The sequence below is a fragment of the Providencia rustigianii genome, from assembly GCF_900637755.1.
Taxonomy (GTDB): domain Bacteria; phylum Pseudomonadota; class Gammaproteobacteria; order Enterobacterales; family Enterobacteriaceae; genus Providencia; species Providencia rustigianii.
The window spans coordinates 2,357,112-2,373,166 of the sequence record NZ_LR134396.1; the positions used below are offsets into that span (position 1 = coordinate 2,357,112).

Annotated in this window: 7 protein-coding genes, 2 tRNA genes and 1 pseudogene; 6 read left to right on the forward strand and 4 right to left on the reverse strand. The window is 38.7% G+C overall.

Annotated elements, in window-relative coordinates; all coding sequences use genetic code 11:
• Positions 1-24: 24 nt before the first annotated feature.
• The 4 genes and pseudogenes from EL244_RS10910 to EL244_RS10925 all read left to right on the forward strand — a co-directional run bounded on the left by EL244_RS10910 (position 25) and on the right by EL244_RS10925 (position 5,592).
• Positions 25-1,538 (forward strand): IS3 family transposase gene (locus tag EL244_RS10910; RefSeq protein WP_126458315.1). Its coding sequence is split into 2 segments (ribosomal slippage): positions 25-469 and positions 469-1,538, totalling 1,515 coding nucleotides; the frame shifts between segments, so codons are not numbered across the junction.
• 37 nt (positions 1,539-1,575) lie between these two features.
• Positions 1,576-1,959, forward strand: a pseudogene (locus tag EL244_RS10915) (FCD domain-containing protein); the annotation flags it as partial.
• A 365-nt stretch (positions 1,960-2,324) separates the two neighbouring features.
• Positions 2,325-3,635 carry a glutamate/aspartate:proton symporter GltP gene (gene gltP / locus EL244_RS10920; protein WP_006815504.1) on the forward strand — a complete coding sequence of 437 codons (1,311 nt, stop codon included), beginning with the start codon at positions 2,325-2,327 and terminating at the stop codon, positions 3,633-3,635.
• Between the two features lie 448 nt (positions 3,636-4,083).
• A complete protein-coding gene (locus EL244_RS10925; RefSeq protein WP_126460897.1) occupies positions 4,084-5,592 on the forward strand; it encodes a phosphoethanolamine transferase in 1,509 nt (502 codons plus the stop codon).
• Positions 5,593-6,414: 822 nt separating this feature from the next.
• Here EL244_RS10925 and EL244_RS10935 read toward each other — a convergent pair.
• Positions 6,415-6,490, reverse strand: a tRNA-Thr gene (locus EL244_RS10935).
• 5 nt (positions 6,491-6,495) lie between these two features.
• A tRNA-Ser gene (locus EL244_RS10940) sits at positions 6,496-6,583 on the reverse strand.
• Positions 6,584-6,798: 215 nt separating this feature from the next.
• Here EL244_RS10940 and rcsD point away from each other — a divergent pair.
• Complete coding sequence (gene rcsD / locus EL244_RS10945) at positions 6,799-9,498, forward strand: phosphotransferase RcsD (protein WP_126460903.1); 2,700 nt, start codon at positions 6,799-6,801, stop codon at positions 9,496-9,498.
• 1 nt (position 9,499) lies between these two features.
• A complete protein-coding gene (gene rcsB / locus EL244_RS10950) occupies positions 9,500-10,150 on the forward strand; it encodes a response regulator transcription factor RcsB (protein WP_004259923.1) in 651 nt (216 codons plus the stop codon).
• A gap of 65 nt (positions 10,151-10,215) precedes the next feature.
• Here the strand turns inward: rcsB and rcsC are convergent, their stop codons facing one another.
• The gene (rcsC, locus tag EL244_RS10955; RefSeq protein WP_126460906.1) at positions 10,216-13,068 is read right to left on the reverse strand and encodes a two-component system sensor histidine kinase RcsC; all 2,853 of its coding nucleotides are present in this window, start codon (positions 13,066-13,068) and stop codon (positions 10,216-10,218) included.
• Between the two features lie 148 nt (positions 13,069-13,216).
• Entirely contained in the window at positions 13,217-15,823 is a 2,607-nt protein-coding gene (gyrA, locus tag EL244_RS10960; protein ID WP_126460908.1) for a DNA topoisomerase (ATP-hydrolyzing) subunit A, read from the reverse strand.
• Between the last annotated feature and the right edge of the window lie 232 nt (positions 15,824-16,055).

The following is a 16,055-nucleotide window of genomic DNA, read 5'->3' on the forward strand; positions in this document are numbered from 1 at the left end:
AAACCTGAGGGCGCGGAGTGACACATGAAACGTATTTCACCTGAACGAAAAGCCGCCATACTGGCTAAATTATTACCGCCGTACAACATGACCGTTTCCGCAGTTGCACAAACGGAAGGAATATCCGAAGCTACGCTGTATAACTGGCGTAATCAGGCTAAATCAGAAGGAAAACCCGTGCCCGGTGCAGACAAAAACAGTGAACAGTGGCCGGCGGAAGCCCGCTTTGCCGCCATCGTGGAAACCGCCACACTCAGCGAAGCGGAAGTGGCGGAATACTGCCGCAAAAAAGGACTCTATCCGGAGCAGCTGGTGCAGTGGAAACAGGGTTTTCTTCAGGTATCCTCTCCCGGAGATAAAGCCGCACTGAAGCAAAGCCAGAAGGAAAACAAACAGTTAAAGCGTGAGCTGGTCCGCAAGGAAAAAGCCCTGGCGGAGGCGGCGGCAATCCTGGTGCTGCGAAAAAAGCTCAGCGATTATTACGGGGAAACCGGCGGGGACGACTGACTCCGGCATCCGAACGCACCCTGTTTATCCGGTGGATTAATGAGGCGGTGAGCTCCGGCGCACGGCTGGCTGTTGCCTGCCGGGAAGTTCAGCTGAGTCTGCGGACCTGGCGGCGCTGGCAGATATCCCCGTCGGACGGCAGACCGGGCGCAGTGCGTCCGGTGCCGGTGAACAAGCTGAGTCCGGAAGAAGAAAAACAGATACTGACTGTCTGCCATCAACCTGAATACGCGAGTCTGCCGCCGTCCCAAATTGTCCCGAAACTGGCGGATAAAGGGATATATCTGGCGGGTGAATCCACCTTTTACCGGGTGTTGCGCCGCCACGGAGAACTTCATCACCGGGGGCGTCAGCAGCGCCCGAAAAAAGTACCGGTACCGACCACCTTTACCGCATCCGGGCCATGTCAGGTCTGGGTATGGGATATCACCTGGCTGCCGTCGGTGGTGCGCGGACGCTGGTTTTATCTCTACATGATACTCGATATCTACAGCCGGAAAATCACCGGCTACGAAGTGTATGAGACCGAAAGCGGCGAACAGGCGGCGGCGCTGATGCAGCGCACAGTCCTGCGTGAGGGGTGCTGGCGTCAGCCATTGGTACTGCACGCGGATAACGGGGCGGCGATGAAATCACAGACCTTACAGATGAAACTGCATGAGCTGAACATCACGCCATCCCACAGCAGACCGCGTGTGAGCAATGACAATGCCTATGCGGAATCCGTGTTCCGGACCCTGAAATACGTGCCGCAGTGGCCATCACAGGGCTTTAAAACCCTGACGGAAGCAAGGAAATGGGTGGGAAAAATTACCCGGTGGTACAACGACAGGCATCTGCACAGCGGCATCGGCTATGTCACGCCGTCGCAGCGGCATACCGGTGAGGATATTACCCTGCTGAAACAACGTGATGCAGTGTACAAAACAGCAAAAGCTACCCATCCCGAACGGTGGTCCGGAGATACCCGGAACTGGCAAAGAAAAGAGACCGTCACCCTGAATCCTGAGCGGGAAAAACAGGCTGCCTAAATTAACAAAGGGTGACAACTACCTTGACACTTACCGTGCACTAACCCATGCCTATGCCCTGCATCCCGCAGTGCAAAAAATGAAGCAATCCGTCAGCGAAGCACGCGAACATGAAAAAGTAGAAAATTGGATTGGTGTGGGTACAGCAAATATGAATTTTCATACTGCTATCGTTGAGCTGTCTGACAGTGAACGTCTTATTAAGCTATATCATAATATTGCCGCTGAATTACGGTTAGCTTTCGGTCATTTAAATGATCCAAAAATTCTTTACGCTCCTTATATAGATAAAAACCAAGCTATTTTAGCGTTATTAGATGCAGGGAAAAACCAAGATGCGGCAAATACCTTACGTGAATATCTTGATTTATCTGAGCGTACATTATTAGCTGCATACAAAAGAAGCCAATCACGGTTATAAACCCCACTCTAATTTATCCTCTCTGTTATCTGAATTTCTCCATTTATTTCGATAAATATTTTATTCTTAATATATAAAATCCTGTCTATTTTCACTTTCTTTAATAAATTATATTTAACCATCCTCCTGAGTAATTAACATCTTATTTTATTATCCTCACTGATACATAATAACTTACACATAGAAACAAAATGAAATAACACAGCGATATTCAATAACATTTTTTACATTTTATTATCAATAACCTTTGTAAATAACTCCATTTTCTCGAATAAATGATTGTGGTTTTTCCGAATATTAGTTATAAAAATGCCCATAACAAAAAATACAATGTTAAATATTATTAATATATTTGAGAATTAATCATGACACTAAACAACATCGTTCCAAAAAAAACATTTAAATTTGGCCTAGGATGGCAGATTCTAATCGCTCTCATTTTAGGGGTTATTGTCGGTGCTTTGCTGCATGAAAGTGCAGAATATAAAGATTGGCTAATCCTAAATATTTTATCTCCCGCAGGTAAAATTTTTATTCAATTAATCAAAATGATTGTTGTCCCGATTGTTATATCAACATTAATTGTCGGGATTGCAGGTGTGGGTAATACCAAGCAATTGGGAACATTGGGTTTTAAAACCATTGTTTACTTTGAGATCATAACGACAATAGCTATTATTGTGGGGATCTCTTTTGCTAATATCTTTGAACCTGGTGTCGGTATTGATATGTCTCAACTGACACAAGTTGATATTTCGCAATATGAAAAAACCACTCAAGAAGTTGCAAGTCATCCATCTGGCATTGTAAACACGCTATTATCTCTGGTTCCTAGCAATATATTTGCGGCAATGGCAAGTGGCGATATGCTTCCTGTTATTTTCTTCGCGGTATTATTCGGTTTGGGGCTATCCTCTCTACCTTTAGAAAAAAAACAACCTCTGCTGAATGTTCTACAAACTTTCTCAGAAACCATGTTCCGTGTGACAAATATGATTATGCTGTATGCGCCTGTTGGGGTATTCGCATTAATTTCGGTTACTGTCGCAAATTTTGGCTTTAGCTCATTAATTCCACTACTTAAATTAGTTATTTTGGTTCACTGTGCAATTATCTTCTTTGCTGTTGTTGTGCTGGGACTGGTCGCGCGTTATTGTAAAATCAATATTTTCACACTGATGAGAATACTGAAGGATGAATTATTATTAGCCTATTCCACAGCCAGCTCCGAAACAGTTTTACCGCGGATCATGGATAAGATGGAAAAGTATGGAGCTCCTAAATCAGTTACCAGCTTTGTAATCCCAATTGGTTATTCCTTTAACCTTGATGGCTCCACTCTCTATCAAAGTATCGCGGCCATCTTTATTGCTCAACTATACGGCATAGAGCTTTCTATTGGCCAAGAGCTCATTCTGGTATTTACCCTAATGATTACTTCAAAAGGAATAGCTGGTGTACCTGGCGTATCTTTTGTTGTTCTTCTCGCCACGTTAGGTTCGGTTGGGATTCCATTGGAAGGTTTAGCCTTTATTGCGGGCGTGGACCGTATTCTAGATATGGCTCGTACTGCACTCAATGTTGTCGGTAACGCATTAGCCGCATTGGTTGTCGCTAAATGGGAGCATAACTATGATGTGACAAAGGCACGTGAATATGAAAAGAGTTTAGGATAAATATTTAACCTTTGACTATCAATAGACAGCTTACCTATCATTAAATCTTAAAATCACCTTTCTTAATTATAGAAAGGTGATTTTAAATTATATTCATTAAAAGAGTTAATTTTCTAAAGTAATCATCTTCAATATTAAAGTACTTCGATACTAAAAATAGAAAGTGATTATGAATTAGTAATCATTAAAATATCAATTTTAGTGTATTTTGATAATCAAAAAGATATTGAATAAAAATAGTTTTTACTATTTGTTTTTTTTCATTTACCATTCATCAGCGCAAAAAAATCTCTGCAAACTCTATGCTATTTCTCTTATCGTTTGATGATTTTTAGTACGATAAAAACAGCAAGATTAGACGCTCTAATGGCAAGATTCTCTGTCTGAGGTCTGAGGATTCTTTATAAAATGGCTAAAATTCAACCATAGCTCCATCATAGATAATAATATGCTTAAATTAGTCAAGAACAAAACATCATTTAATACGTTAATTTTATTTTTATTTTTTACTGCCATTCATTATGCAATGGGGTATCACTTCAAAATTTTCTATGTTCTCGCGATGACTGGACTACTTGTTGTCATTAGTCGCTTTACGATAACCTATAGAATTATTATTTTGTTCTACACTGTGATAGCTTCATTTTACTTACCCGTAGGTTTATTGTACGGCTATCCTGATTATAATATTTTTTCCTCTTTTTATTATACTGACAGTGAAGAAGCGAAAGGTTTCTTAACAAACATAAATTTAAAATATTATGCCCTATCGATTTTGTTATTTGCCTTTGGTGTCTTTGTCTCTCGGCTTAAATTTGAAATAGGTAAAAAAAGCCAATACGCATTTCTAACATTTTTCATTATTATTACAGCAATTTCGCCCATCAAAGCTATGTCGAGTGGAAGCTGGAGGCTACTTTTAACCTCAGGGCTCCCCGAGTTTCGTTTTTTCACTGAAAGTCTTTTCTATTTAGATTATTTAAATCAAGAAAAAAAATCTGTTGAGGGGGACGATACCTTCGTATCTCCAACAGTAAATCCAAAATACAATATTTATGTTGTTGTTATTGGTGAGAGTGCACGTAGAGATTTTATGCATAGCTACGGCTTTCCTCTTGAAAATACACCATTCATGGATAATGCTCCCGGCTATATTTTTAATAATTTTATCTCTGCAGCAGGATCAACAAATTTATCGTTATCCCATACGTTGTCAATGTATCCAAAAATGCCTAATAATCTAATAACCTTAGCAAATAAAGCTGGTTTTAAAACATACTGGATATCAAGACAAGGAATTTTTGGTAGACATGATGGCCCAGTAGCTTCGATTGCCAAACGTGCCACTGAAAACCATTTCGTAGGGGGAAGCCAGCTAATAGATGATAATGTTATATCCCAAGATGCACCGGTTATCCCTAAATTTATCGAATCTCTGAGTCAGCCCGGTAAACATAAATTGATCGTTGTACACTTAATTGGAAGCCATTCCCCATTCTGTGAGCGCAGTTTTAATGCCTATGACCAATTTTATAAGAGCGATAAGCTATCTTGCTATGTGCAGACAATCAAGAATACTGATTTGCTGCTTTCACAATTACAAAGAATCCTTGTAAAACAAAACACCTCATGGTCAATGCTCTATTTTTCCGATCATGGCTTATCATTTATTGATAACCAAGAAGACCTCATTCATGGAGATAAAAAGCGTCAAAACTTTGAAATTCCATTCTTTATAACCTCTTCTGATGCAACTCAACAGGAAGTTATCTCTGCTCGACGAAGTGCTTTTAGCTTCTTGAGTCTCTTTGCTGAGTGGACGGGTATATCTGAAAAGCATATCAATACTTCATGCAAAATGATTTCTAATCAAGAATGTGATAATCAAAATACAGTTATTAATTTTGATAAAAATACAATGAACTTTGATCAGCTTGATCATGATGATATTCAATAGGAGAAATCAGCAATTTATTGATTGGGGTATATTGCTGGTTTTTATTGACTAAAAATAAGTATTTTTACTTGCTATAAGTTTATTTAAAAAAATATTATGCAATTTTTTAGCAAAATACTATTTCCCTGCTAATCTCAATATTACTCAACTTTCACATTTCATATATTTAGGTTAGTTGCAATGAATCAGGTCAGACGTTTTCTATTGTTTCTCAAAGTTATTCAACATTTAATGGTTATCTTTTTATTTTCAATGTCATACTTTATGCTGCAAAACTGGCTTCAATAATAAAGGAAAATAAACTATAGGTAATCGTAATCTACTCGATACAAGTAGATATAGAATTCTTTTGTCTAATGATTGATAAATGTATTTTTTAGTATTAGAAATTCAATATTGAGCTATAAAAACCAAATAAAGGAAATTTTAAAGATAAATTATCCTAAATTAAATTATCTCTGTTCTACTTTATATTTTATATAAAGTACCATTATTATCCTGCACTACGCTAATTCTCATTGGCTCATATACTTTGCAATAACAATTAGTACCTATCATACACTCCGTAATCAGGTTTTTCCCCTCTCATAACTGCTCGTTGTTGCTCATGAACCGCTTCCCTATCCACTCTCTTTTGTTCAGATGAGCGAGAATCTTTATGTGGCTTTGGCCATGCAGATTTATTTGGCTCATATGTAGGCGTGAATGAGCATCCTGTAACAATAGATAAACAAAGTAGTGATATGATTAATTTCATTATTTTTCTAAGCATGAGTAAAAAGAAAAAACCCGTTGCATCTTTCGATGTAACGGGTTCTTATTTGGTGCCGGCTACCGGAGTCGAACTGGTGACCTACTGATTACAAGTCAGTTGCTCTACCAACTGAGCTAAGCCGGCTAATTTGGCGGAGAGATAGAGATTCGAACTCTAGGATGGTTACCCATCGGCGGTTTTCAAGACCGCTGCCTTCGACCGCTCGGCCATCTCTCCATGGGGCGCGATTATGGAGGAATCGCAGGGGCTTGTCTACCCCTGAAAGTAAAAAAATTGCATTTTTTTGTTCATTTGACTAATCTTCACTCAATTGTTCTCTATTTCCCTAAAAAAATGCTAATATCGAAGAGAAATCAGTATTTGCCCGCTGTCTAGGTGTATGATTTTTAATCTAATTAATTCAATTTGCCCGTGGGACTGCGAAGGACTGTATGTACAAACAATCACTATTAAAATCAAATACGCTTTCTCGCATCTTTATTGCGTTTGTTTTTCTGCTGGTCGCCACTTTATTCTTATCTTTGTACAACTTTTATCATGCGTGGATGCAAGGTCATCAAACTGCGGTCAATACGCTGGCGAACCGTCTTGCTTATCAAATAGAAGACTACCGTTATCAAGCCAGTCAGATATATAAATTGGCAAATGATAAAAGTGCCCCCGACTCAATGAACGACATCACTGTGACTGAAGTGCGTAATGACATGTATTGGCTAAGTAGCGCCAATCAAACTATTGACTCAGTGGTTTTTGGAATCAATAAGCCGAGTAGTAAAGTATTAGCATCTAAGCTTGCTAACTATATGGAAATTGTGTGGGGAGCTCGTAACGAGTTTAACTCCATGTATTATTTAAATGGTCAAGATAATACATTAGTGCTGGTCACGACCCATTCTATTTTAAAACCGGAACTACGCTATAAAGAAAGCTATTTAACTCTCACTGCCGAAGACAAGCGTGCTGACATGATTTCTCAATCCACCTTACTGGATCGCCGTGAAATTATCTCTAACGTACAAAAAAATAGCGCTGACAATGTCTACTATTATACTTATCGTTTAGTGTTCAACTCACCGGGGCGACTCAGCAGTGTAATTTCTTTTGATATTTCTGTTAATTCTATTCTGCCATTTACGCTGCAAGGGAATGATGTTTCGCTATCACAGCGCGCAAATAACTCGACAAATAATGAATCTAGTATGTCCTTAGTGGGAACCAGCGTCGTGTTATCTAAACCTGTTGAAGGAACTAATTACCAAGTTCAATACAATATATCGCTGAGAAATATTATATTCGGTGTGGTCAGCTATAACCTATGGTTGATTATTTGTATATTCGCAGTGGCATTTTTAGCGATGTTAACGACTGTATTCATCCGTAAGCGCGTGATCTCGCCTAATGCGACCATGTTAAATGAGTTAAGATTTAAAGACACACTCAATAACGATATTATTAGCCACATTTCTTACGGAATCCTAGTCTATGACTTTAATACCAACAAAAAAATATTGAGTAATAGCATTGCTAACCAGTTATTTCCATCAATGGACTTAAATCACATCAAGGAGATGGCAACTGAGCACAATGATATTATCCAAGTATCTATTGAAAATAATGTTTATGAGATCATTTTAGTTAATAGTGCAGCCACTGAGAATATCATTCTCTTTATCATTATTGATAAAGATAAAGAGCTTTTGACACAGAAGCGCCAAGAGATGGCTAATCGTGAGTACCAGCGAAATATCCAACTAAGAAAAATCGCATTTGAAAATATTTGCAGTGAGATCTTACCAGCAATCACTCATATTGATCACTCATTCACTTTACTTGCCGATTCCGAACACATCAAAGACAAAGCATCACTCATTGAGATTCAAAATCAGTTCTTCTATATTCATAATTGGTTTAAAAATATTGAATTAATTAATCAGCTCGAAGCTCAGCAGGTAGATTGGAAACAAGAAAAATTCTCTATTAGCCACCTTATTAGCCAGTTTATTAAGCAAAATTTAATACATTTAGGAAGTAAGGGGCTAGGGTTTTACTTTTATAATCGCGTTCACCCTGACTTTTTAATTGAAGGTAGCCCATCCCATTTACGTACACTATTTCAATTAGTCTGGGATTACGCCATTGAAACAACCGCCTTTGGTAAAATTGTTGTTTCTATTGACTACGATGAAGAAAAACATGAAGTTGAAATCAATATTAAAGACAGCGGTATTGGTTTAACCCCTATAGAGTTAAATAACCTACAAAGCCCATTTACTGGACAAATTTTACATACCTCAGTGTTTAAACGTTCAGGAATGACTTTTTATCTCTGCAAGTTGTTAACTCAAAAAATGCATGGCTCATTTTCGATAAAATCTAGCGAGACCATTGGGACACATTATCAAATCTTGTTGCCTGCATTGATGGATCAGCAAACCAATGAATATCCGGCCCTGCTAGAGGATATTTATATCCGGCTTAATATTCATAATGCAGATAGTGCCCGCATAGTAAAACGAGTCCTAAGTAACTATGGTGCGGAATATCTTGATATACATGAAAGTTCGCCTCATGGAGATTGGGATCTATTACTGACAGACAATGATGAAATTGATTTTAATAACATAATTAAAATTAATGGTAATTTACGTGGGATCCATAAAACTAAGCCAAATTACATCGAGGTTAACTATAACTTTGCAGATGAATTAATTGATGCAATCTCTTTGTTGATAGAAAATTCCGAGCTCGTAGAAGATAATCCTGCGGCTCAAGAGACTTTGACGCAGAAAAAACTTACTGAACCGTTTGAAGCTAATCACTCAATAGATGATATTCTTTATAGCTATCATTTAATTCTGTCAAAGACTGATTATAAAGATTTGTTTATCACAACAGTACCGATAGATATTAATAAACTGTATAATAGTGAAAGTGTTGCGAATTTAACCGAATTAAAAAACACTGCACATCGACTAAAGGGAGTTTTTGCTATGCTTGAATTCGAATATCTTCATCAACTCTGTGAGGATCTAGAACGTTTCATAGCAGATGAAAACGGACTTGAAATAAAAAATTGCATTAGAGAACTGGATGTCTCAGTAAAAAGACTAATGCCAGAAGGTAACCAATAATATGAATAACCTAAATGTCATTGTTGCCGATGATCATCCTATTGTTCTTTTCGGTATTAGAAAGTCGCTTGAACAAATCGAATGGGTGAATATCGTTGGTGAATTTGAAGATTCTACTTCTTTAATTAATAACTTAGCGCGTTTAAATGCTGACGTGCTAGTTACTGATTTGTCTATGCCCGGCGATAAATACGGTGATGGAATTACGTTAATCAAATACATTAAACGCCATTACCCTGACCTTTCTATTATTGTTCTTACCATGAACAATAATCCTGCAATTTTGAGCGCAATTCTTGAGCTCGATATTGAAGGTATCGTTCTGAAACAAGGTGCTCCAGCAGATTTACCAAAAGCACTTGCCGCGTTACAAAAAGGAAAAAAATTCACGCCTGAAAGCGTCAGTAAACTGCTTGAAAAAGTGAATGCGAGTGGTTATGGCGATAAGCGTTTATCACCAAAAGAGAGTGAAGTACTGCGTTTATTTGCAGAAGGTTTTTTAGTGACCGAAATCGCGAAAAAACTCAATCGCAGTATTAAAACAATTAGTAGCCAGAAAAAATCTGCGATGCTAAAACTCGGTGTTGAAAATGATATTGCACTGCTTAACTACCTTTCCTCAGTGAGCATTGATAACTCTCCTAGCGAATAAGTTCGTTTTTTAGATATTCAAATAAAAACCCGAAATCGGGTTTTTATTTTTTAAATCTATTGGATCTATACGTTGGGCTTTACGTATTTAACCAATGCCTCTCGGAGTACTCTAATCGACGTTGGTTTAGAGAGACAATCATTCATTCCCGCATCCAGACAACGTTGTTTTTCTTCTGCCATTGCATTCGCTGTCAACGCAACAATAGGCTGGCTAAAACCAGTTTTTCGTAATGCCCCTGAAAGTTGATAACCATCCATATTTGGCATATTCACATCCGACAGAACAATATCTACCTGATGATGCTCCAAATATTTTAGGGCATCTAATCCATCCACCGCGGTTCCCGTACTGAACCCTATACTCGTTAGTTGCTCAACCAGTAACATTCTATTAATTGGGTGGTCATCAACAATGAGAATTTTAAATTCATTTAGCGCTATATCAGTCTCTTGTTTATTCTCATCATTGAATAGCTCTTTTGAATTTTGGGCGACTTTAACAATGATTTTATCAATCAGCATAGGTAATTTGTCTAGCTGATAAGTATTGTAACTCCAATCATTAGGCTGAGTTTCAATCAATTCACCCGTATACAAATCAAGTAAACGAATGAGATTTTCTCCCGCAATGACAACCTCATGTTGATGGTCAGTAATCACTAAATCAATATGTTCGTTGTCTTCAATATGTTGGCTCTCAACCACATTAAAATGATGGTGTTTCAGTAATCTAATCAAAAAATTCATTAAGAATGTATTTTGACAAGTCACTGCAATACGATAATTTTTTCGATATTCAGGTATAACCTGTTCTAGATATTTTTGTCCGTATAAAGGAATTCGAATCGTAAAGGTACTTCCAAGACCAGCTTGTGAGTTAACCGCAATATCACCATCCATCAAGTTAATCAGTTTTTCACAAATAGCTAAACCGAGTCCTGTACCTTTATGACCATTATTTTGGTCATAAACTTGGAAGAACGGATCAAATAGCTGCATGACTACTGCAGGCGTCATCCCTATCCCTGAATCTTTAATTTCTATTTTAAGGTAATTACTATCCTTCCATATGTGCAACATAACAAAACCAGAGTCAGTAAATTTAATGCTGTTATTCACGATATTAGAGATCACTTGTTGAAGTCGAACAGCATCACTTAGCATTAGATCGGGAATATTAGGTTCAACATAAGAATAGAGTGAAATATGTTTCTTACTTGCTAAAGGAACGTAATTTGCCAAAACAAAAGCAAAAACATCTCGACAATTGAATGATTTATTTTCTATTTTTAGCTGTTCGGATTCAATTTTCGAAAAATCGAGAATATCACTAATAATTTGTAGCAATAATGACGATGAGTTGTCCATTGTAGAAACAAGCCTCACCGCTTTATCTGATAAGTCATAGCGTTGTAATAACTCAATATTACCGATGATCCCATACAATGGTGTTCTTAGTTCATGACTAACTGTAGCTAAGAACATAGATTTTGCTTGGTTCGCTTGTTCCGCGGCATCAGCGACATCCTGCAAAGATTTCTCCATCTGTACACGTATGCTGATATCAATCAGCACGCAAATAGCGACATCTTCATTTTGGTAACGAGAGTTCACGAAACTAATTTGTAAGTGTGTTCCGCTGGTTGTCACAACATCAATATAGTTGCTAGATTTTTGACGAATAATACTGAGTATTCGCTGTTTATCTTCATCATTCAGCAATCGAAAATAGTTATGAGCCAACTCATTACTAAGAATATTTCCACCATCACTAAGTCTTAAAATAATGATCCCTACAGGGGCGGATGCCACAATTTTGTGGTTAAACTGCTCATGTTCTTCGAGACGAATTGCCGTATTTTCTGCTGGCTCCAACATTTTTCTTTCTAATAACCAAATAAGAAAGAAAATGAGTCCGCCAGAGAAAACATTAAGAAATATTGCATAAAATATTGAATTTTTTATGTTTTCAAGGAGATGGGATGTTGATATAGAATAAATTACAGTGAGCTGAGAAGGCACTAAACGTTTTTTAAAGAATAGTTTTGTATAATCAGAATTAAAACCAAAATAATTTTGCTCACTCGCCACTAATAATGGAGAGGCTTTAATATTCGCATCAGATGAACTAAACAGGATCGGTTGGTTCGATGAGTTCACGATCATAATATCGACCGCTTTATTATTACGCAAATTAAACTGGTTTAAATTAATGGCTCTCTCAACACCAATAAAACCGACCAATAGATTTCTACTATAGATTGGCATCAAAACATAAATTTGACCATTATCAGGCTGAGCGCCATGCGCAATGGCATATAAATTATGCTCTTGCCCCTGCATCTTGAATGCTTTATAAGAGCGCGTCGTCTCATATGCAATTCGTTTTAAACCTTCAAGATCAGTCACTGCAGAGCGTGTTGGGTAATCCATCATGCATTGGCTAATTGTTCCTGTAATGAACACGTGATTAAGCCCTTGAGGAGCACCAATACTGTCTTTCCAAAAGTAGTTTAATTGCTCAAAAGCTGCTAAATAATTTTTAGTATTTTTTTTGAAACTTTCACAATCAGCAGTAGGTATCAGGGGATAAAGGTTATATGACGTTGATGTAGGCATCGAGATTGATTCAGGTTGTACATCTATTTTCTGCTGATACTCTTCATACTTTACCTTTTGCTGCTCTGTCATTGAATGGATCAGACGCAACGTAGTACTGGTTTGCTGGATGTAGGTTTGTAGATTATCGTAACCGGAATGGAATTGTTGGCGTAAATCAGATTTGCTTTCGTTAAACTGCATATAGAGAAAGAATAGCGTGATAAATAACCCCATTCCCCATAACATTAAGCCGAGAACACGAAAAAGATCTCGAGATAGTCTAAGGGATGTTTTAAACGAGGGTAAGTATCTCAATCTGTTACCTGCAAGTACAGTCTCACTGACACTGAGTATACTCGATTAATTAAATGAAAAGCGATAAACAATAAATTATAGATATTTTATCTAGTGTAAATATAGAAAAACGGGCGGAAAACCGCCCGTAAAACAAAGTATTAAATAACTATTCTTCGTTATTTGTCTCGTTGTCAACGTTTACATCATCAGCATCGTCTTGATCGTTGCCGTCATTGTCATCGTCTTCAGTTTCCGCAACACGCTGCAAGCCAACCACTTTTTCATCTTCGGCTGTTCTAATCAAGGTGACACCTTGAGTATTACGCCCGACAACACTAACTTCAGAAACACGGGTACGTACTAGTGTTCCAGCATCAGTAATCATCATGATTTGGTCAGTATCTTCAACTTGAATTGCCCCTACCACGTGACCATTACGCTCACTGACTTTGATAGAGATAACCCCTTGAGTTGCACGAGATTTTGTTGGGTATTCTGCTTCTTCTGTACGTTTACCATAGCCATTTTCAGTGACGGTCAAAATATGGCCTTCCCCACGAGGAATAATTAAGGAGACAACTTTATCGTCATCCATTAATTTAATACCACGTACGCCGGTCGCAGTACGACCCATGGCACGAACAGCGTCTTCAGCAAAACGAACCACTTTACCTTGAGCAGAGAACAACATGACTTCATTGCTACCGTTGGTCAAATCAACACCAATCAGTTCATCCCCCTCATTTAAGTTAACCGCGATAATCCCAGCACTTCTTGGGCGACTGAAATCTTGCAGAGGTGTTTTCTTAACTGTACCACTAGCGGTAGCCATAAATACATAGTAGCCCTCTTCGTATTCACGAACAGGTAAGATTGCGGTGATACGCTCATCTTGTTCTAAAGGTAATAAGTTAACAATTGGACGACCACGAGCCCCACGGCTAGCTTCCGGCAATTGATAGACTTTCATCCAATACAAACGACCACGACTCGAGAAGCACAGAATAGTGTCATGAGTGTTGGCGACCAATAGACGCTCAATAAAGTCTTCTTCTTTAATACGTGCTGCTGACTTACCTTTACCACCACGGCGCTGTGCTTCGTAATCAGACAGAGGCTGATACTTCACATAACCTTGGTGAGAAAGCGTCACAACCACATCTTCTTGGTTGATCAGATCTTCAATATTAATGTCAGCTGTATTTTCAGTAATCTCCGTACGACGAGCGTCGTTATAGACATTACGAATCGCTTCTAATTCTTCACGAATAACTTCCATCAAACGATCAGGGCTACGTAAAATAAACAGTAACTCTTCAATTTGCTTCAGAAGGTCACGGTATTCTTCAAGCAGTTTTTCATGCTCAAGACCCGTTAGTTTTTGTAAACGTAAATCCAAAATTGCTTGCGCTTGCTGCTCAGTCAGGAAATATTCTCCATTATGAACACCATATTGTGGCTCTAACCATTCTGGACGCGCAGCATCATCGCCCGCACGTTCCAGCATTGCTGCCACAGTACCCAGAGCCCAAGAACGCGAAATTAAACCGGCTTTAGCTTCTGCAGGTGTTGGCGCTTTACGAATCAGCTCGATAATTGGGTCGATATTTGCCAGCGCAACGGCCAATGCTTCAAGGATATGAGCACGGTCACGGGCTTTGCGTAATTCAAAAATAGTACGGCGCGTAACAACTTCACGACGATGGCGAACAAACGCTGCGATAATATCTTTCAGATTCAGAATTTTTGGTTGGCCTTGATGTAAAGCCACCATGTTGATACCAAAAGAAACTTGCAGTTGAGTCAGTGAATACAAGTTATTCAGGACAACTTCACCCACCGCATCACGTTTTATTTCAATCACAATACGCATACCGTCTTTATCAGACTCATCACGTAATGCACTGATACCTTCAACGCGTTTTTCTTTAACTAATTCAGCAATTTTTTCAATCAAGCGAGCTTTGTTCACCTGATATGGAATTTCACTGACGATGATGGTTTCGCGACCATTTTTCTCATCGACTTCGACTTCAGCACGGGCACGGATATATACCTTTCCGCGACCAGTACGATAAGCATCAATAATACCACGACGTCCATTGATGATAGCGGCAGTCGGGAAATCAGGTCCCGGAATGTGCTCCATCAAGCCTTCGATGCTAATGTCTTCATCTTCTATATAGGCTAAGCAACCATTAATCACTTCACCTAAGTTGTGAGGAGGAATATTGGTTGCCATCCCGACAGCGATACCCGAAGAACCATTGACCAAAAGGTTAGGAATTCGTGTTGGCATTACTGCAGGAATTTGCTCTGTACCATCATAGTTAGGCACAAAGTCTACGGTTTCTTTTTCTAGGTCAGCCAGCATTTCATGGGCAATTTTCGCCATACGAATTTCCGTATAACGCATTGCAGCTGCGGAGTCTCCGTCAACTGAACCAAAGTTCCCCTGACCATCTACCAGCATGTAACGCATAGAGAAAGGCTGTGCGAGACGAACAATCGTCTCATAAACAGCGCTGTCGCCATGTGGATGGTATTTACCGATGACGTCCCCGACGATACGGGCAGACTTTTTATAGGGTTTATTCCAATCATTTCCCAGTACATTCATCGCGAATAACACTCGGCGGTGTACTGGCTTCAGTCCATCTCGAACATCTGGAAGAGCACGGCCGACGATAACGGACATTGCATAATCCAAATATGAGCTTTTCAGCTCTTCTTCGATATTGACTGGGGTGATTTCTCTGGCAATCTCGCTCATGGAACCACTGTCCCTCATAACTTCAGATTCAAAGAGTAAACTATACCACAACTCCCCTACTTAATTAAGAGATAAGAGAAGTGAGTATTTGTCTTTCAAGCTATGTATAATAGCGGAAAAATGAGTTTATGTGTCCGATACTTGTAGAATAATCAAGTAATAGTCTCGAAAAGATTCTATGATTGGCCACAATCGCAGTAAATTAACTTACGGGCAGCTATCGCTCCATTAC

What these genes read in the sequence shown, in the direction of transcription:
- gltP (WP_006815504.1), top strand. Translation starts at nt 2,325, where the DNA reads ATGACACTAAACAACATCGTTCCAAAAAAAACATTTAAATTTGGCCTA.
- EL244_RS10925 (WP_126460897.1), top strand. Translation starts at nt 4,084, where the DNA reads ATGCTTAAATTAGTCAAGAACAAAACATCATTTAATACGTTAATTTTA.
- rcsD (WP_126460903.1), top strand. Translation starts at nt 6,799, where the DNA reads ATGTACAAACAATCACTATTAAAATCAAATACGCTTTCTCGCATCTTT.
- rcsB (WP_004259923.1), top strand. Translation starts at nt 9,500, where the DNA reads ATGAATAACCTAAATGTCATTGTTGCCGATGATCATCCTATTGTTCTT.
- gyrA (WP_126460908.1), bottom strand. Translation starts at nt 15,823, where the DNA reads ATGAGCGAGATTGCCAGAGAAATCACCCCAGTCAATATCGAAGAAGAG.